5 protein-coding genes are annotated in these 18,885 nt (G+C 73.5%); 1 reads left to right on the plus strand and 4 read right to left on the minus strand.

The window, feature by feature from the left end:
* Positions 1-57 precede the first annotated feature (57 nt).
* Positions 58-3,156 (plus strand): hypothetical protein, encoded by a 3,099-nt coding sequence (locus OV208_RS41170; RefSeq protein ID WP_267579456.1) that lies wholly within the window; start codon positions 58-60, stop codon positions 3,154-3,156.
* Positions 3,157-3,235: 79 nt separating this feature from the next.
* On the opposite strand, the gene OV208_RS41175 is transcribed toward OV208_RS41170, so the two are convergent.
* The 4 genes from OV208_RS41175 to OV208_RS41190 all read right to left on the minus strand — a co-directional run.
* The gene (locus OV208_RS41175) at positions 3,236-4,555 is read right to left on the minus strand and encodes a glycosyltransferase (protein WP_267579457.1); all 1,320 of its coding nucleotides are present in this window, start codon (positions 4,553-4,555) and stop codon (positions 3,236-3,238) included.
* A gap of 56 nt (positions 4,556-4,611) precedes the next feature.
* The gene (locus tag OV208_RS41180) at positions 4,612-6,258 is read right to left on the minus strand and encodes a cyclic peptide export ABC transporter (RefSeq protein WP_267579458.1); all 1,647 of its coding nucleotides are present in this window, start codon (positions 6,256-6,258) and stop codon (positions 4,612-4,614) included.
* Positions 6,255-18,458: a non-ribosomal peptide synthetase/type I polyketide synthase gene (locus tag OV208_RS41185; protein ID WP_267579459.1), complete on the minus strand. Its 12,204-nt coding sequence runs from the start codon at positions 18,456-18,458 to the stop codon at positions 6,255-6,257. Before OV208_RS41185 ends, OV208_RS41180 begins: the two co-directional genes overlap by 4 nt.
* The coding region (locus OV208_RS41190; RefSeq protein ID WP_267579460.1) for a phosphopantetheine-binding protein at positions 18,455-18,885 on the minus strand (431 nt) is incomplete at its 5' end. The genes OV208_RS41185 and OV208_RS41190, both read right to left, overlap by 4 nt.

An 18,885-nucleotide genomic window follows, 5' to 3' on the forward strand; every position in this document is an offset into this window, starting at 1 on the left:
CGTCGGGACTTCTTTCGTCCCGGCAGGCCCTGGGTCTTCCTGTTCTCGCGAGGTCGCATGTCTTCCCCCACCACGACGAATGTCCGGGCCGCCACCTCCCCGCCGCCCGCCGGGCATGACGCCGAAGCGCTCCAGGCGCTGGACGCGGTGCTCGCGCAGGAGCCGGAAGGGGCCTACGGGCTCCTGGACGACGCGACCCGCGAGCGCTACCGCGAGGCCTGCCGGGAGCTGGCGGCGGGTTCGGGCAAGACGCTGGTGGAGGTGGCGCGCGAGGCCGTGCGGCTCAGCGCGGAGCAGCCCGCCGGGGACGGACGCGCCCGGCACGTGGGCACGCACCTGCTGGCGGAGGGACGCCCGGTGCTGGAGGCCCGCCTGGGCTGCCGCGTCTCCGCCTGGACGCGCTTGTCCCGCGCGGTGCGCTCGCACTCGGAGACGCTCTATGTCCTCACCCCGGTCGTCGTGTTGCCGCTGGTGCTCCTCTTGGGGGATCGGGTGCTCGCGGGGTACGGCATCGACCTTGGGCGGCGGCTGGGCCTGGAGGCGGTGGTCGCGCTGGCGCTGCTGGTCTTCCTCCAGGACCGGATGACCGAGGTGCTGTCCCTGCTGGTGGGGCCGCTGCGGTCGCTGCCCCGGTTGGATCCGCGTCGCGTGTTCACCCCCGAGACGCGCACCATGGTCGTCACTCCGGTGCTCATCGGTGGCGCCGAGCAGGTGGATGAGCAGCTGCGGATGCTGGAGATCAACGCCCTGGGCAACCTGGAGCCGGAGGTCTTCTTCGCGCTGTTGACGGACTTCCGGGACGCGGATCAGCAGCACCTGCCCGGAGAAGAAGCGCTGGTGCGCAGGCTGGAGGAGGGCATCCAGGCCTTGAACGCGCGGCACGCGGCGGGCGGCCCTCCGCGCTTCTTCTGCCTGCACCGGGAGCGGCGGTGGAACCCGGTCGCGCGCCTGTGGATGGGCTGGGAGCGCAAGCGGGGCAAGCTGGAGGAGTTCAACCGACTGGTGCGAGGGGCGACGGACACCAGCTACGTGAGCGCGGTGCCGGAGGTGGTGCGCACGGTGCGCTACGTCATCACGCTGGACGCGGACACGCACCTGCTGCCCGGAGGCGCGGGCGTGCTGATGGGCACGCTGCACCACCCGCTCAACCGCGCGCGCTTCGATGCTTCGGGCCAGCGCGTGGTGGCCGGCTACTCCATCCTCCAGCCCGCCTATGAGTTCGCGCCCACGCGGGAGATGTGGCTGTTGAACGGCCGGCGCTCCACCTCCCTGCTGATGGACCGCAAGCTGAAGCCCCATGGAGAGGGGTACTGGGGGCTGTTGCAGCGCGCCTACGGGACGTCGGATTTCCACGGCAAGGGCATCTACGACGTGGAGGCCTTCTCTCGTGCCCTGGAGGGGCGCCTGCCGTTGGATCACATCCTCGCGCACGACCTCATCGAGGGCATGTATTCGCGCGTGGCGTACGGCCACGACATCAAGATCTTCGAGGCCGAGCCCGGAGGCCACGCCGTCTTCGCTCGGCTGCTGCACCGCTGGGCCCGGGGCACCTGGCAGCTGTTGCCGTGGGTCTTCCCCCGCGTGCCCATGCGCGATGGCAGCCGCGTGCCCAACACCCTCAAGGCCTTCTACCGGCTGCGGCTGGCGGTGGACCTGCTCCGGAACCTGGGCCAACCGCTGTCGGTCGCGACGCTCGTCTACGGCTGGTGGTTGCTGCCGGAGCTGGGGGCGGGGTGGTGGACGCTCTGGGCCACGCTGTGGGCCTGCCGCGACGCCCTCATCGAGCCCGTGAAGCGGACGATGATCACCGTGTGGCGCGCCCGGTCGTTCGGCGCGGGCCTGGGCGCGGTGGTGCGGCTGGTGCCCGTGCTGGTGGCGATGACCCTGTTGTCGCTCTGCGCGCTGCTGCCCATGACGGCGGTGTACCTGGATGCGATCTCGCGTGCACTGTACGGACTCGTGTTCGACCGCAGTCGGATGTTGGAGTGGACGACGTACGCGCAGTCCAATCAGCGGACGAAGAGCTGGGGGGCGCTCGCGCTCCCGGAGGTGTGGGGCGGACTGGTGATGTCGCCCCTGTTCGCGGTGGTGTTGGCGTGGCGTGCGCCCCACGCCCTGCCCTGGGCGGCGCCGTTCCTCCTGGCGTGGATCCCCCTGGTGGTGATGAGCCTCCGGGCCCCGACGAAGCGGCTGGCCCGCGAGGTTCCGCCCCAGGAAGTGGAGCGGCTGCGCGCCCTGGCGCGTCAGGCCTGGGAGCAGTACCGCCAGGTCAGCGCGACGGAGGAGGCGCGGGAGTTCACCCCCACGGACCTGGCGTTGAGGCTGGTGGCGCCGCTGAGCGCCTTCCACCTGGGCCACCTGACGCCTGGCGAGCTGGAGGTCCAGACGCGCCAGGTGCTCCAGCTCCTCGAAGGGCTGGAGCGGCACCACGGGCACTTCCTGTCGCGCTACACGGCCGCGGACCGCCAGCCGGTATCGCCGAGGCGCATCCTGCCGGAGGAGAGCGGCATGCTGGCGGCGGCGCTGGTGGTGGTGGAGGGAGGGCTCCAGGCGGCGCGCTCGGGTCCGCTGGAGGAGGCGGTGGAGGCGGGGCTGAGGGGGTTGGAGGCGCGAGCGCACGCGCTGCGCGAGGCGATGCACTTCGCCTTCCTGTACGACGGCGAGGTGGGGCTGTTCCACGCGGGCTACGACGTGGAGGCGGGGAGGCGGGAGGAGGGGCACCACGAGGCGCTGACGTCCGGGGCGCTGCTGGCGGGCTTCATGGCCATCTCCAGCCGCCAGGTGCCGCTGAAGCACTGGGTGACGCTGGCGGAGGCGGCCCAGAAAGGCGGGGCTGGCACCGGTGCGTCGGGGACAGACCTGCTGCCCGCGCTGTTCCTGTGGTTCCCGCCCAAAAGCCTGCTGGCGCAGGCGGCGCAGAAGCGGGTGGCGGCGGAGCAGGGGGCGGAGCGTCAGCTGCTGGAGCTGCGCTTCCGGCCGACGGAGGTGCTGGCGAAGCTGCCGGACCCGGCGGAGCTGCGCACGCCGCGCCATCAGGCCACGGCGCTGGCGGCGGTGGCGAATGCCGTCTGCGACGACGTGCTGGTGAAGCACTTCCACCAGCACTGGCGCACCGCCTGGGTGGAGGCGCTCGTCTTCGAGACTGAAGGGCGCTGAGCCTTCCAGCACCAGCACTGGCGCACCGCCTGGGTGGAGGCGCTCGTCTTCGAGGCCGACGGGCGCCGGGCCTTCCAGCTCAGCGCCCGGAGTCCGCTGACGCGAGCCGCGCGTCCTCGGCTCGCGGCTTTCGCAGGAGCCCCTCGACGGCGTCCGCGATGGGCGCCTCGCGGTCGGCCTCGTGGAAGCGCGCGCGCATGGCCTCCGCGGTCGCGCGCCACCGGGGCTCCGTCATCAGCGAGTCCAGGTGACGCAGCAGGCCCTGAACCTCCAGCTCCCGGGGCGGGCAGTGCACGCCCAACCCCCGCAGCTCCACCTGCCGCGCCACCGCCGGTTGGTCGAACGCGAGCGGGATGACCACCATGGGCACGCCGAAGTGGATGCACTCCTTCACGGTGTTGAAGCCGCCGTGGGTGATGACCGCGGAGGCCCGCCCCAGCAACTGGAGCAGTGGCGCGTGCTTCACCGCCACCACGTTGTCGGCCTCGAAGTCGCGCGCCTCGTGGGTGGGGTTGACCGCGAAGACGAACTGCCACTGGGGCCGGGCCCGGGCCGCCGCGAACACCGTCTCCAGCACCCGCTGCTCCAGCGTCCGGTTGTAGCCGCCCATGCCGCCCAGCGAGAAGAGGACCAGGGGTTTGTCCTGCGCCAGCTTCTCCCAGGGGAAGTCGGTGGGAGGCCGGTCCAGGTCGATGCTGGGCCCCACGTAGAGGTACTGGGAGTCCATGTGGCCCGACGGCTCCGCGAACTCGCGTGGGGCGAGGATGAGCTCGGGGAGGCCGCGCACGAGGATGGGTTCGGGCTCCGTCGGAAGCTGCTCCACGGGATAGCCGTAGCGGCGCGCGATGCGCGCGTGGTGCTTGCGCATGCGGGGGGCCACGCCCAGCAGCGCCATCAAGGAGAGGAGCGCGCCCACGACAAAGGCCCGCATGCGGCGCCCGAACGTGGTCGGGGGGCGTGCGAGGAACGGGTGGATGAACTCCCGGGGGATGGTCCCGCAGAAGAACACGGCGGGAACGTCGCGGCCGTGAGCCACCAGGGCGGGGTAGGGCAGCATGCAGTCGCACACCACCAGGTCCGGCTTCGTGCGCTCGAAGAGGTCGTCCAGCTCCCCGTCGCCAATCCCCCGCAGCGCCGAGTCGATGCGCCGCGTGTATGCGCGCAGCTTGCGCACGTGCTCCATGAAGCCCTTGGCGCCGAAGGCGTCGAAGCTGCCTACGGGGAGGTGGGCTTCCAGGACGGGGAAGAACTCGAAGCCGGCGCGCAGGACCAGCTCGCGCGCGTCCGGCGGGCCTGCGTAGAGCACGCGGTGGCCGCGCTCGCGCAGCGACCGGGCCAGCTTCAGCGTGGGGTTGACGTGGCCGTGGCTGGGATAGGGCGCGATGAGGATGGTTGCCATGGGGGAGGGGCTCGCTCAGGCCGCGAAAGAGGGTGGGTGCGCACGGCGGTGGACGGTCACGACGCCACCTTGCGCGCGGGGGACTCGTGCGAGGCGCCCAGCAGCTGTCCATCCTGGAGTCGCAGGAGCCGGTCCGCCACGCCGAAGTAGGCGTCGTCGTGGGAGATGACGATGACCGTCTTGCCCCGCTGCTTCAGCTCCGGGAGCAGCTGCCGGTAGAAGACCTCCTTGAACTCCGGATCCTGATCCGCGGCCCACTCGTCGAAGAGGTAGATGGGCCGGTCCTCCAGGTACGCGGTGAGCAGCGCCAGCCGCTTGCGCTGGCCCTGGGACAGCCGCGTCGTGGAAAGCCGGTCGCCCTGGAGCGTCACCTTGTGCGCGAGCTGGAGCTTGTCCAGGTAGGGCTTCGCGCGGGGGCCGGGCGGCTCGTCGCCCAGGCCCATCAGCCGCTCGAAGAGGTAGAAGTCGGAGAACACCGCGCCGAAGAGCTGGCGGTAGCGCCCCAGCGCCTCGGGGGCCACCTTCTCGCCGTCCAGGCGCAGCTCGCCGGATTCGGGCGCGTACAGGCCGGTCATCACCTTGGCGAGCGTCGTCTTGCCGCTACCGTTGCCCCCGACCAGGAAGACAATCTCTCCCGGCACGAGCGTGAGGTCCACCGGGCCCACGGTGAAGTGGCTGTCCTCGCGCTCGCGCAGGTAGCTGTGGGTGACGCCCACCAGCTCCACGCTCGAGAAGCTCCGGGGCTCCGCGAGCAGCGGCGTGTGGGCCGGCTCGTGCGCCTGCATCAGCGACACGCCCAGCGCTTCAATCTGGTTCAGCGCCACCGCGCCCCGGTTCAGGTTGGGCGTGCAGTCCATGATGTTCTGGAGGGGCTGCTGCAGGTACAGGATGACCAGCGTGTAGCCCACCACCGCCTCGTGCGACACGCTGGTGATGTGGGGCACGACGAAGAGCAGCGTGCCGATGAAGACGAAGAACAGGAACAGGCCCCAACTGGCCGCCGCGGCGAAGATGTCGCTGGTGCGCGTCTGGGCGACCTTGAGCGAGGAGGCCGTCTGGAGCAGCTCCTCTTCCAGGAACGCATCGCGCCGCCGGTCGTGCAGCTTGAACTCCTTGATGCCCTCCGTGATGGCGCGGAAGTGCTCGTACATGGAGTCGTGCAGGTGCCGCGACTTCACCGCCAGCGCCAGCGCGCGCATGGTGGGCATCTGGTACGTCAGGTAGCCCAGCACGATGAAGCCCACCAGCCACGGCATCACCCACCCGGACAGGAACGTCAGGTAGACGAGGCTGCCCACCACGATGAAGACGTTGATGATCAACGTGGGCAGCATGACGAGCGTCATGTTCACCGCCGCCACGTCCTCCGTCAGCACCGCCAGCAGCCGGTGCGAGCCGCGCTCCTCCAGCGCGCGCAGGGGCGCGAGCATCAGCTGACGGCACAGCCGCATCCGCAGCTGGGTGATGACGCCGTACTGCAGGCGGTGGGACACCATCTGCGACGCCACGCGCGTCAGGAGCGCCAGCAGGCCCACCGCGGCGAACGTCCAGCCCTCCCGGGCCGTGGTGCCGCCCTGGCCGCCCACCGTCCGGATGATGAGCGACAGGAGCGCGGTGAGGCTCGCGCCGGACAGCAGGCCGAACAGCACCGCCAGCGCGACGCCTCCCTTGGAGGCGCTCAGGAGCAAGCGAACGAGCCTCATCGCGTCACCTCGCTGGGGGCCACGACCCGCGGTGGGGCGGACTCCCGGGCGGCGGACAGCGTGGACAGGGGCGCGTCGGGCGCCTCCACCAGCGCGGTCAGCACCTCCTGGAACATGTCCCGGAGCGCTTCGATGGTGTGTGGCTCGAAGCGCGCGGCCTGGTACTCGAACGAGCCGCCCAGCTCCTCGGGCCCGGCGACGATGTTGAGCTTCAGGTGGTGGCGCGTGTGGCCCCGGTGCAGTGCCACGGGCCGCACCGTCAGGCCCGCCACCGCGTCGGGTGCCGGCCGCGACGTCGGGGTGAAGGAGAAGCCCACCTGCCAGGGCTCCGGCACCAGCGTCAGGAGGTCCTCCTCCGGCAGGCCCTGGTGCTGGTGCGCCCCCATCCAGGATTCGCGGGCGCGCCGCAGCACCTCGCGGAAGCTGGGGTCGCCGGACAGGTCCGCCCGCACCACCCCGTAGCCCGCGAACATGCCCAGCATCCGCTCCAGCTCCGGCGCCGGACGGCCCGCGTGCGAGAAGCCCACGCAGAAGTCCTCCTGGCGCGCGGTGCGCCCGAGCAGCACCTGGAACGCCGCGAGCCCCAGCAGGAAGGGTGTCACCCCCTCCTTGCGCCCCAGCGCGTGGGTGGCCCGCGCCAGCGCCTCCGGCACCTGGAACGACAGCGCGCGGCTGGCGAAGGACGCGCGCGCGTCCGGGAAGTCGTACGGCAGCGCCAGCGGGGCCACCGGGCCTGAAAGCCGCATGCGCCAGTACGCGCGCGCGACCTCCGCGGCGTCCCCCTGGAGCCAGTCCAGCTCCCAGAGGGTGGCGTCGCGGTACTGGAGCGGCGGGCCGGCGCGCGGGGGGATGGGGCCCTCGTGCGCGGCGAGGTAGTCCGCTGCCAGCTCCTCCATGAAGAGCGAGGTGGAGGTGGGGTCGGTGATGGCGTGGTGTTGGTGGACGAGCAACAGGTGGGACCTGGAGGAGAGGGTGAACAGGTGCAGGCGCACGAGCGGCCCCTGCTCCATGTCGAAGGGCTGGCGGGTCGCGGCTTCCAGCAGCGCGTGCGCCCGCACCTCGCGCTCCGGCAGGGGCAGGTGCGTCAGGTCCACCGCGTCCAGGAAGGCCTCGCCCGTGGGCGCGACGCGCTGGATGGGACCTGTCTGCCCCTGGGGGAAGGACGTGCGCAGGATGTCATGGCGCTGGAGGACCGCCGCCAGCGCGCGTTGGAGCGCCGCCGGATTGAGTTCGCCCTCCAGCCGGAAGGCGGCGGGCGAGGCGTGCATCGGGTCTCCGGGCGCCGTGTCGCCCACGTTCCAGTAGACGCGCTGGCGCGGGGACAGGGGCAGCGTGTCGCGCGGCGGCGTGGGCCGCACCGGCTCCCGTGCGGGCGGACGCAGGCCGCCCTCGGATTCGATGCGCGCGGCCAGCGAGGCCACGGTCGGGTGAGCGAAGAGGTCCGTCAGCGACAGGGCGACGCCGAAGACGGCGCCCACCCGCGAGGCCACCTGGGTGGCCAGGAGCGAGTGTCCGCCCAGGTCGAAGAAGTCCTGGTCGACGCCCACCGGTCCGCTGCCCAGCAGCTCGCTCCACAGCTCCACCAGCAACTCCTCCACGGGCGTGCGGGGCAAGGTGAGCGCGCGGGATTCGTCCGGGCCCGCGGCCTCCGGCGAGGGCAGGGCGCGCACGTCCACCTTGCCGTGCGGCGTGAGGGGCAGCGCGTCCAGCGCCTTCCACGCGGAGGGCACCATCGCGTCCGGCAGCCGGGCGCGGGCGAAGGCGCGCAGGTCCTCCACGGTGGCAGGGGCGTCCGCGTCCGGGACGAACCAGGCCACCAGCCGCTTCTCTCCCGACGGCGCGGGGAGGGCGGCCACGGTGAGGGACTGGACGCCGGGCGCGCGCGCCAGCGTCGCCTCCACCTCGCCGGGCTCCACGCGGAAGCCGCGGATCTTCACCTGATGATCCGCCCGGCCCACGAACTCCAACTCGCCGCCGGGCAGGTGCCGCACCCGGTCCCCCGTGCGGTACAGGCGCTCGCCGGGGACGGTGGCGAAGGGCGAGGGCACGAAGCGCTCGGCGGTGAGATCCGCCCGGTCCAGGTAGCCGCGCGCCAGGCCCACGCCCGCGACGTACAGCTCGCCCGGGCTGCCCGGGGGCACCAGCGCCCCTTGCGCGTCCAGCACGTACAGCCGCGTGTTGGGCAGCGCCCGGCCGATGTCCGGCCGCTCCACGCGCACGTCCTCGGACATGCTGGCGCACACGGTGACCTCCGTGGGGCCGTAGGCGTTGAGCAGGCGCCGGCCCGGCTTCCACCGGGCGGCGAGCTCTGGCGTGCACACGTCGCCCGCGGAGATGACCGTGCTCAGGCCCTCCAGCCCGCGCGGCTCCAGTTGCGCCAGCACCGGCGGCGTCAGCGTCACCGCGGTGATGGCCTCACGGGTGATGAGCCCGTGCAGCGGCGCGCCCGGCATCAGCGCGTCGCGCGTCGCCAGGTGCAGGCACGCGCCGCCCAGGAGCGTCGCGAAGACCTCGGACACGCACGCGTCAAAGCCCAACGCCGCGGCCTGGAGGACGCGGCTTCCCGGGCCCAGGTCGAACAGGCGCGCCTGGGAGAGGGCTGTGTTGCACAGGCCCCGGTGGGCCAGCATCACGCCCTTGGGCTGGCCGGTGGAGCCTGAGGTGAAGATGACGTACGCGAGCGCGTCCGGCGACAGCGCCACCGGGGGCGCGTCCGCCGGGCGCCGCGCGATGGCGGCCGCGTCGGTGTCCAGGCACACGGGGATCTCCGCATGCAGGGGCAGCTCGTCCAGGACGCGCTCCTCGGTGAGGAGCACCGCCACCGCCGCGCCTTCCAGCAGCCGCGCGAGCCGTTCGGTGGGGTAGCCCGGATCCAGCGGCACGAAGGCGGCGCCCGCCTTGAGCACGCCCAAGAGCGCCACCACCAGCTCGCGCGAACGCTCCAGGCACACGGCCACCCGGCGCTCGGGGCCCACGCCCAGCGCGCGCAGGTGGTGCGCGAGCTGGTTGGCGCGGCGGTCCAGCTCCGCGTAGCTCCACGGCTCGCCGTCGAAGGCCACCGCGGGAGCATCCGGGGTGCGGCGCGCCTGGGCCTCGAACAGCCGGTGCGCGAGGCTGTCCTCGGGCAGCTCCTGCTCCGTGGCGTTCCACGCGACGAGCAGCCGGTGGCGCTCCTCCGGGGACACGACGGGCAGCGCGGACAGGGGCAATTCGGGCGTCTCCACCACCGCGTGGAGCACCCGCGCGTACGCGTCCGCCCACCGGGCGATGGTGGCCGCGTCGAAGAGGTCGGTGCTGTACTCCCAGATGGCCACCAGCCCGCCCTCGAACTCCTCCAGGACGAGCGTGAGGTCGAACTTGGAGTGGGCGTTCTCGAAGTGGACGCCGCTCAGGGACAGGCCGCCCAGGCGCAGCGCGGGCACGGGCATGTTCTGCAACGCCAGCTTCACCTGGAACAGCGGCGTGGTGCCCTGTCCCCGGCCGGGGTTGAGGGCGCGCACCAGCTCCTCGAAGGGCAGGTCCTGGTGGGCATAGGCCCCCAGCGCCGCCTCCCGCACACGCGACACGAGTGCGCGGAAGGACGGGTCGCCCTGGAGCCGGCCGCGCATCACCAGTTGGTTGACGAAGAAGCCGATGAGCCCCTCCGTCTCCGCGCGGTTGCGGCCGGCGACGTCGGTGCCCACGGGGATGTCGTCCTGGCCGGTGAGGCGCGACAGCACGGCCTGGTAGGCGGCCAGCACCGTCATGAACAGGGTGGCGCCCTCCTTGCGGCCCAGCGCGCGAAGGCCGTCCACCAACGCGGGCTCCAGCACCTGCCGGTGGTGGGCGCCCCGCAGGCTCTGCGTGGCCGGGCGCGGTCGGTCCGTCGGCAGCGTCAGGGCGGGCGGCGCGCCCTCCAACTGCTGACGCCACCACGTGAGCTGGGCCTCGCGCGCGTCCTGCGTCAGCCAGCCGCGCTGCCAGGTGGCGAAGTCCGCGTACTGCACGGTGGGCTCCGGCAGCGGTGAGGGCTGGCCGGCGCTGAAGGCATCGTAGAGCGCCATCAGGTCGCGCACGAGGATGCCGCGCGACCAGCCGTCCGACACGATGTGGTGCAGCACGAGCGTGAAGACGTGCTCGTCCTCCGCCAGGCGCACCAGACCCAGGCGCACCAGCGGGCCGCGCGCCAGGTCGAACGACGTGCCCGCCGCCGTCATCACCTGGGCGAGCACCGCCGGCTCAAGCTCCTGGGGCGAAAGGGCACTCAGGTCCACCAGCTCCAGCGGCACCCGCAGGCCGGTGTGGATGTGCTGCACGGGTTCGTCGCCGTCCAGGGTGAAGCTGGTGCGCAGGCTCTCATGTCGCTGGACGATGGCGTCCACGCACCGCTGGAGCACCGCCACGTCCAACGCGCCCTTCAGCCGCAGGGCGCCGGAGATGTTGTAGGCCGGGGAGCCGGGCCGCATCCGGTCCATCACCCACAGCCGCTTCTGCGCGAAGGACAGGGGCAGGGGAGCGTCGCGCGGCACGGGCACGAGCGGCGGCACGTCCTGGCCGTCGCGCTGGCCCTGCGCCCGCGCGTCCAGGTGCGCGGCCAGGGCCTCCACGGTCGGGTGGTTGAACAGCTCGCGCAGCGGCACGTCCACGCCCATCACGGCGCGCACGCGGCCCACCACCTGGGTGGCCAGCAGCGAGTGGCCGCCCAGGTCGAAGAAGTGGCCGTCCGCGCCCACGCGCTCCACCTGGAGCAGCTGCGCGAAGATGCCCGCGACCAGCTCCTCGGTGGGTGTGCGCGGAGCGCTGACGCTGGCGTCCGAGGCGCCGCGCCGACGGGCCTGGGTGGCGGCGGGCACGAGCGCCGCGCGGTCCACCTTGCCGTTGGGCGTGCGCGGCAGCGCCTCCACCACGAGGTAGGCGGAGGGCAGCATCGGCTCCGGCAGGCGTGAGGCGAGGAACGCGGTGAGCTCCGCGTCGTTCGGGCCCTGCGCCTCGCGCGGGACGACGCAGGCGACCAGCCGCGCGCCGCCGTCGGGCTCGGGCAGGGCGAGCACCACCGCCGCGCGAAGGGCGGGGTGCGCGGTGAGGGTGGATTCAATCTCCCCCAGCTCCACGCGGTTGCCGCGCACCTTCACCTGATCATCGCGCCGGCCCACGAACTCCAGGGTGCCGTCCGCGCGCCAGCGGCCGTAGTCGCCCGTGGCGTACAGGCGCGCGCCGGGTCGGGCCGGGTGGGGCACGAAGCGCTCCGCGGTGAGGTCCGGCCGGCCCAGGTAGCCGTGCGCCAGGCCCGGGCCTCCCAGGTGGATGTGGCCCACCACGCCCGGGGGCACCCGGGCCCCCCGCTCATCCAGCAGCACCGCCTCCGCGTTGTCGAGCGGCCGGCCCGCCGGCACCACGCCGGTGGCGTCCGCTTCGGACGCGATGTGGAACGTGCTGGTCAGCGTGCACTCCGTGGGGCCGTACTGGTTGACGACGCGCGCGTCCGCGCTGAACACCGCGTGCGCCCGCGTCACGTCGGTGGCCAGCAGGCGCTCGCCGCTGCACAGCAGCAGCCGCACGGAGCGCAGCTCGCGCGGGCGCCCGTCCGCCGCCGCCAGCAACAGCCGCAGCAGGCTGGGCACCACGCTGGGCAGCAGCGTCACCCGGTGCTGCTCCACCGTGTCGAGCAGCGCCTCCGGATCGCGGCCGCGCTCGCCCTCGGCGAAGACGACGCGGGCGCCCATCAGCACGGGAAACAGCATGTCGCGCAGCGACGCGTCGAAGGACGCCGACGCCAGTTGGAGCGCCACGTCCGAGGGACCGATGGCGTAGGTGCGCTCCAGGTAGCCCACGTAGTTCAGCAGGCCCGCGTGGTGGCAGATGATGCCCTTGGGCCGGCCCGTGGAGCCGGACGTGAAGACCAGGTGCGACACGTCCGAGGGCGTGAGCGCGACGTCCGGCGCGGGGCCGTTCGAGCCGGGCTCCAGCGTCTCCACGCGCAGGCACCGGGCGCGCCACGCGGCGGGGAGCGCGGCCTCGTGCGCCGCGTCGGTGAGCACCACGCCCGGGCGCGCGTCGTCCAGCATGAACGCCACGCGGTCGGCGGGGTAGGCGGGATCCAGCGGCACGTAGGCGCCGCCGGCCTCGAACACGCCCAGCAGCGCGGCCAGCAGCTCCGGGGCGCGGGGCAGGAACACGGCGACCGGCGTGCCGCGAACCACGCCGCGGTCGGCCAGCGCCCGCGACACGCTCCGGGCGCGGCGGGCGAGCTGCCGGAAGCTCAACTGGGTTTCGCCCATCACCGCGGCGGGTGCGTCGGGCGTGCGCTCCACCCAGGCGCGCAGGCGCTCCAGCACGGAGCGCGGCGACGGAGGTACGGCGAGCCCCGGCTCAAGGCGCGCCAGCTCCTGCTGCTCCTCCGGCGCCAGGAGCGGCGCGTCGGCGAGGGGTCGGTCCGGGTGGGCCGCCGCGAACTCCAGGAGGCGCGTCAGGTGGTCCATGGCGCGGGCCATGGTGCGCGGCGCGAAGAGGGCGGTGGCGTAGCGCAGCACCCCGTCCAGGCCGTCGGCGGTCTCGGTGAAGGACAGGTTGAGGTCGAAGCGGGCCGCCTCGGGCGGCGGCGGCAGCGAGCGCAGCGTCAACCCGCCGGGCAGCGCCAGCGTGGGCATGGGCGCGTTCTGGAGGGCGAGCACTGCCTGGAACAGCGGCGAGCGGCTGCGATCCCGCGGCGGCGCCAGGGCCTCCACCAGCTTGTCGAACGGCATGTCCTGGTGGGCGTAGGCGTCCAGCGTCACGTCGCGCACGCGGGTGAGCAGCGCGCGGAACGTCGCCGCGCCGGCCAGGTGCGTGCGCAGCGCGAGCGTGTTGACGAAGAATCCGACCGTGCCCTCGAACTCGGCGCGGTTGCGGCCCGCGATGGGCGTGCCCACCACGACGTCGTCCTGGCCCGAGTGCCGGGACAAGAGCGCCTGGAAGCCCGCGAGCAGGACCATGAAGAGGGTGGCGTTCTCCCGCCGGCCCAGCTCCTTGAGGGCCTGGGTCAGCGGCGCGGACAGGCGCACCGGGTGGCTCGCGCCCTCGTAGGAGGGCACGGCGGGACGGGGGAAGTCCGTGGGCAGCTCCAGCGCGGGAGGCGCGCCCGCGAGCCGCGTGCGCCAGTGGGCGACGAGCGCATCCAGCGCCGGGCCTCGCAGGTGCTCGCGCTGCCAGCGCGCGAAGTCCGCGTAGGGCCGGGGCGTGGGCGGAAGCTGGGGCGTGCGGCCGGACAGGGCCGCGGCGTAGAGCGCTTCCAGCTCCCGGATGAACAGGCCCAGCGACCACGCATCGAAGACGCCGTGGTGCACCGTGAGGGTGACGACGTGCTCACGCTCCGACAGCTTCAACAGCCGGGTGCGCAGCAGCGGGCCCGCCGCCAGGTCGAAGGGACGGCGGCCCTCCGCCTCCGCGAGCCTCCGGGCCTCGGCCTCGCGCTCGGCCTGGGGCAGCGAGCGCAGGTCGTCCACCGGGACGTCCACCGTCAACGCCGGGGACACGTGCTGGAAGACCTGCTCGCCTTCCTCCACGAACGTGGTGCGCAGCGCTTCATGCCGCGCCGCGAGCGACTCGAACGCGCGCACCAGGGCGCTTACGTCCAGCGGGCCGTCGCACCGCAGCATCGTGTGCAGGTTGTAGACGGACGTGCCCGGCTCCAGCCGCTCGAAGAACCACAGCCGCTGCTGCGCGAAGGACAGGGGCGCGCGCGACGGGGTGGGATTGGACACGGCCACCGGCGCGACGGTGGAGGGCACGGCGCCACCGAGCGCGGCCTCCAGCGCCCGGGCGAGCCCCGCGACGGTGGGAGTCTCGAAGAGGGCGCGGATGGGCAGCTCCACGCGCCAGGTCTCCCGCACGCGCGACAGCAACTGCGTGCCCAGCAGCGAGTGGCCGCCCAGTTCGAAGAAGCCGTCATGGATGCCCACGGGGCTCACGCCCAGCAGCTCCTGCCACAGCGCCACCAACTGCGTCTCCAGCGGGCTCTGCGGGGCCATGTAGCCCGTGCCCAGCTCCGGCCGGGCGTGCGCGCCCGCCGTGGAGGTACCGCCGGCCGCCGCCTTCGCGGGAGCCCGCCACGTGGCGATCCGCGCGGCGAGGTCACCCGTGGACACCACCCAGCGCCGGGTGTCGCCCGCCAGCACGCGCCGGAAGGCCGCCACGCCCTCGGCCATGGTGAGGGCCAGGGTGTGGGGCTCCAGCGTCTCCTCGCTCCAGCCGTCCCAGTCCACGCTGAGCCACGGCGTTCCGTCCGCGCGGCCCTGGCGTGCCGCGAAGGCATCCAGGAAGAGGTTGGCGGAGGCATAGGCCGCGAAGCCCACGCCGCCCAGCACCGCCGCGAGCGAGGACTGGAGGAGGACGAAGTCCAGGGCCCTGCCCCTCAGCGCTCGCTCCAACACGAGCGTACCGTGCACCTTGGCGTCGAACTGCTCCGCGTGGCGCGCGTCGTCGGGCGCGCTCGTGGGGACGTGCGCGTTGACGCCCAGACTGCCGGCCCCGTGGATGACGCCGTGGAGCGCGCCGAAGCGCTCCTGCGTGAGGGCGAGCACACGCTCCAGTTCCTGGGGCTGGCCCACGTCCGCTCGCAGCACCAGCACCTGCGCGCCCCGGCGCTCCAGCGCGAGCAGCCGGCGGATGCGGCGCGACGTCGCGTCGTCCTCCTCGTGCCCCGCCACCCAGGTCTCCCAGTCCGCCCGCGCCGGGAAGGCCGAGCGGCCCACCAGCACCAGCCGCGCCCGGAAGGCCGTGCCCAGCTCCTCCGCCAGCGCCAGGCCGATGCGGCCCAGGCCGCCGGTGAGGAGGTACACGCCCTCATCACGCAAGAGCCCGGTGCCGGGATCGGGCGCCTCCACGCGATCGAAGGTCTCCGTCCAGCGCCGGCCCCGGCGCAGCGCGACGACGGCCTCACCGGCCTGCGCGCGCACCTCGTCCACCAGCGAGCGGATCAGGGCCTCGGTGCCCACCTCCGCCGCGCTGACGTCGATGGCGCGCGTGCGCAGCGAGGCGGGGGCCTCCTGGGGCAGCACGCGCGCGGGACCCAGCAGCAGCGCGTTCCACGGGTGCAGCAACTCGTCGCCCGTGACGTCCTGCGCGCCGGCCGTGATCAGGATGAGTTCCGTGGGCGTCTCGGCCGGTCGGGCGTTGAGCTCGGCGGCCACGCGCAGCACGTCGTGGAAGTGGTCCACCGCGTCCCGCACCGCGAGGGACTCGTCGGAGGGCGAGCCGCCGACGTCCGCCACGTAGACGACCCGGTCCGGCCGGGCCGTCTCCAGCAGGGCCTGGAGTTCCCTGGACGTGGTCGCGAGCACGGCCTCCAGGCCCTGGGCCCGGGCCGCGTCCACGAGCGCGGGAGCAAGTCGCGCGTCGCCCAGCACCAGCAGGCGCGCCAGCGTGCGCGAAGCCTTCGGCGTCCCCAGCCGCTTCCAGCCGGGGACGTGGAACCAGTCTTCCAGCGTGCCCTGCCGGCGCGCGGGCCCGGAGGCCGCGAGCGTCGTCGCGGCCAGCGCGGGCGACGCGCCACGGGCGGGCGGGTCGATCCAGTAGCGCTCGCGCTGGAACGGGTAGGTGGGCAGCGGCAGCCGGCGGCGGTGCTCCTGCGGGTGCAGTCCGGCGGGCTTCAGCGGCGCGCCGGCCATCCACAGCCGGCCCACCGTCTCCAGGAAGCGCTGACGCTCCGAGCCGCCCTCGCGCGGGTGGAGCAGGGACGCGAGCACCCCGCGGCGCGCGGACGCGCACCGGTTTACCAGCGAGCCCAGCGCCGTGCCCGGGCCCACCTCCAGGAAGACCGCCGCCGGATCCTCTAGCAGGACCTGCACGCCGTCCGCGAAGCGCACGGCCTGACGCAGGTGCTCCACCCAGTAGCGCGGGTCGGTGGCCTCCTTCTCGGTGATCCACGTGCCGGTGAGGTTGGAGACGTAGGGGCGGCGGGGCCGCGACAGCTTCACGCTCCGGACGCGCTCACCGAAGGCGTCCAGGATGGGGTTCATCATCGCGGAGTGGAAGGCGTGCGACGTGTGCAGCCGCCGGCACTCCACCTTCCGGGCGACGAGCGTGGCCTCCAGCGCGTCGATGAGCTCCACGGGGCCGGACGCCACGCAGAGATCCGGGGCGTTGATGGCCGCAAGCGCCAGGGCGGGACCCAGCAGCGGCCGCAGCTGCGCCTCCGGCAGGGCCACGGAGAGCATGGCTCCGGTGGGCAGCGCCTCCATCAACTGGCCGCGCGCCGCGACCAGCGCCAGCGCGTCGTCCAGCGAGAACACGCCCGCGAGGCACGCGGCCACGTACTCGCCCACGCTGTGGCCCAGCATGGCCTGCGGCGTGATGCCCAGGGACATCCAGAGCCGCGCCAGGGCGTACTCGATGACGAACAGCACCGGCTGGGTGAGGCCCGTGCGCGACAGCCGCGCGTCCGCCGCCGCCCGGTCCGTGCCCGGCGCGGGGAAGAGGGCGTCACGCGGATCCATGCCCAGGAGCGGCGTCAGCTTCGCGCAGCACTCGTCCACCGTCTTGCGGAAGGACGGCTCGGACGCGTACAGCTCGCGGCCCATCTCCGCCGACTGCGAGCCCTGTCCCGGGAAGAGGAACACCACGGGGCGCGTGGAGGACTCCTCGACGCCGGAGCGCACGCGGGCCGCGTCCTTCGACGCCAGGAGCGCTCTTGCCTCCTCCGCGTCGCGGCACACCAGCATGCGCCGGTGCTCGAAGCGCTGGCGCCCCACCTGGAGCGTGTGCGCCACCGCGCCCAGCGGGGCGTCGCGGTGGGCCTCCAGCCAGGCGTGCAGCTTCGCGGTGGCCTCCTCCAGCGCGGGGGCGCTGCGCGCGGAGAGCGTCAGCAGGTGCCACGGGCGCTCGGCGGAGGCGCCAGGCGCGGGCCGCGCAGGGGCCTCCTCCAGCACGACGTGCGCGTTGGTGCCGCCGATGCCGAACGAGCTCACGCCCGCGCGGCGCGGCAGCCCACCGGTGTCCCAGGGACGCGGCGCTTCGTTGATGAAGAAGGGGCCCGACGCCAGGTCCAGCTTCGGGTTGGGCTGCTGGAAGTGGACCGTGGGCGGCAGCTCGCGGTGGTGCAGCGCGAGCACCGTCTTGATGAGGCCGGCGATGCCCGCCGCCGCGTCCAGGTGGCCGATGTTGCTCTTCACCGACCCCAGCGCGCAGCGCGCCGGAGACGACGGCTTGCCCTCGGAGCGGGCGGTGAAGGCGCGCGTGAGCGCCGCCACTTCAATCGGGTCACCTAGCGGCGTGGCCGTGCCATGGGCCTCCACGTAGGTGACGGTCTCCGGCGCGATGCCGGCGATGCCCAGCGCCTCGCCGATGACGGCCGTCTGGCCCTCCACGCTGGGAGCGGTGTAGCCCAGGCGCGCCTCGCCGTCGTTGTTGACCGCCGAGCCGCGGATGACCGCCAGCACGCGGTCGCCGCTCTTGAGCGCATCCGACAGCCGGCGCAGCACCACCACGCCGCCGCCCGAGCCGCGCACCGTGCCCGCCGCCTTCGCGTCGAACGGGCGGCAGTGCCCGTCCGGGGAGGCGATGGCGCCCTCCTGGTACAGGTAGCCCGCGCGCTGCGGCAGGGACAGCGACACGCCTCCGGCCAGCGCGATGTCGGACTCGCCCGTCAAGAGGCTCTGGCAGGCCAGGTGCACCGCGACCAGCGAGGAGGAGCAGGCCGTCTGCACCGCGATGCTCGCGCCGCGCAGGCCCAGCTTGTGGGACACGCGCGGGGGCAGGAAGTCCTTGTCGTTGCTGATGGCCACCTGGAACGAGCCCATGGTCTGGATCACGTCCGGACGCGGCAACAGGTGCGCGTACAGGTACGACGACGCGCCCGCGCCCGCGAAGACGGACACCAGCCCGGCGTAGCTTCGCGACGCATAGCCCGCGCGCTCCAGGCCCTCCCAGCAGATCTCCAGGAACAGCCGGTGCTGCGGATCCAGCAGCTCCGCGTCGCGCGGCGACAGGTCGAAGAAGCCCGCGTCGAAGCGGTCCACGTCGTCCAGCACGAAGCCGGAGCGCACGTAGTCCTTGTGGGAGAGCTGCGCCGGGTCCGCGCCGTCCGCGATCAACTCCGCGTCGGTGAAGACGGACCGGGCCTCCACGCCCTGGCGCAGGTTGTCCCAGAACTGCTCCAGCGTGGCCGCCTGGGGAAAGCGCCCGGCCATGGCGATGATGGCCACACCCTCGGGCGCGGCGTCGGGGGAGGTCGTGGTGTCACTCATGGAAGGTCATCCTCGGCGCCGTCGTCGGTGTCGTCGATGTCGCGGCCCTGGCGGCGGCCGTGCTGCCGCTGCAGGAGCGCGCGCCGCTGGTCGAAGCGCGCCTCGTCCTCGGCGGGGGTGGGGGTGGGCTGCGGTTCGGAGGCCTGGCGAAGCTGGGCCGCGAGCGCGCTGATGTTGGGGTGCTGGAAGAGGGTGAGCAGCGGGACGTCCACGCCCAGCGCCGCCTTGAGCCGCCCGTGCACCTGCACGAGCAGCAGCGAGTTGCCGCCCAGCTCGAAGAAGCCGTCGTGCAACCCCACGCGCGGCACCTCCAGGACCTCCTGCCAGAGCGCGGCCAGCGTGCGCTCCAGCTCACTGCGGGGCGCCTCGTAGGCGGAGGACACGCCCAGGTGGCTGGCGTCCGGTGGGGGCAGCGCCTTGCGGTCCA

Origin of the sequence: Corallococcus sp. bb12-1 (genome assembly GCF_026626765.1) — a bacterium.
GTDB classification, from domain to species: Bacteria; Myxococcota; Myxococcia; order Myxococcales; family Myxococcaceae; genus Corallococcus; species Corallococcus terminator.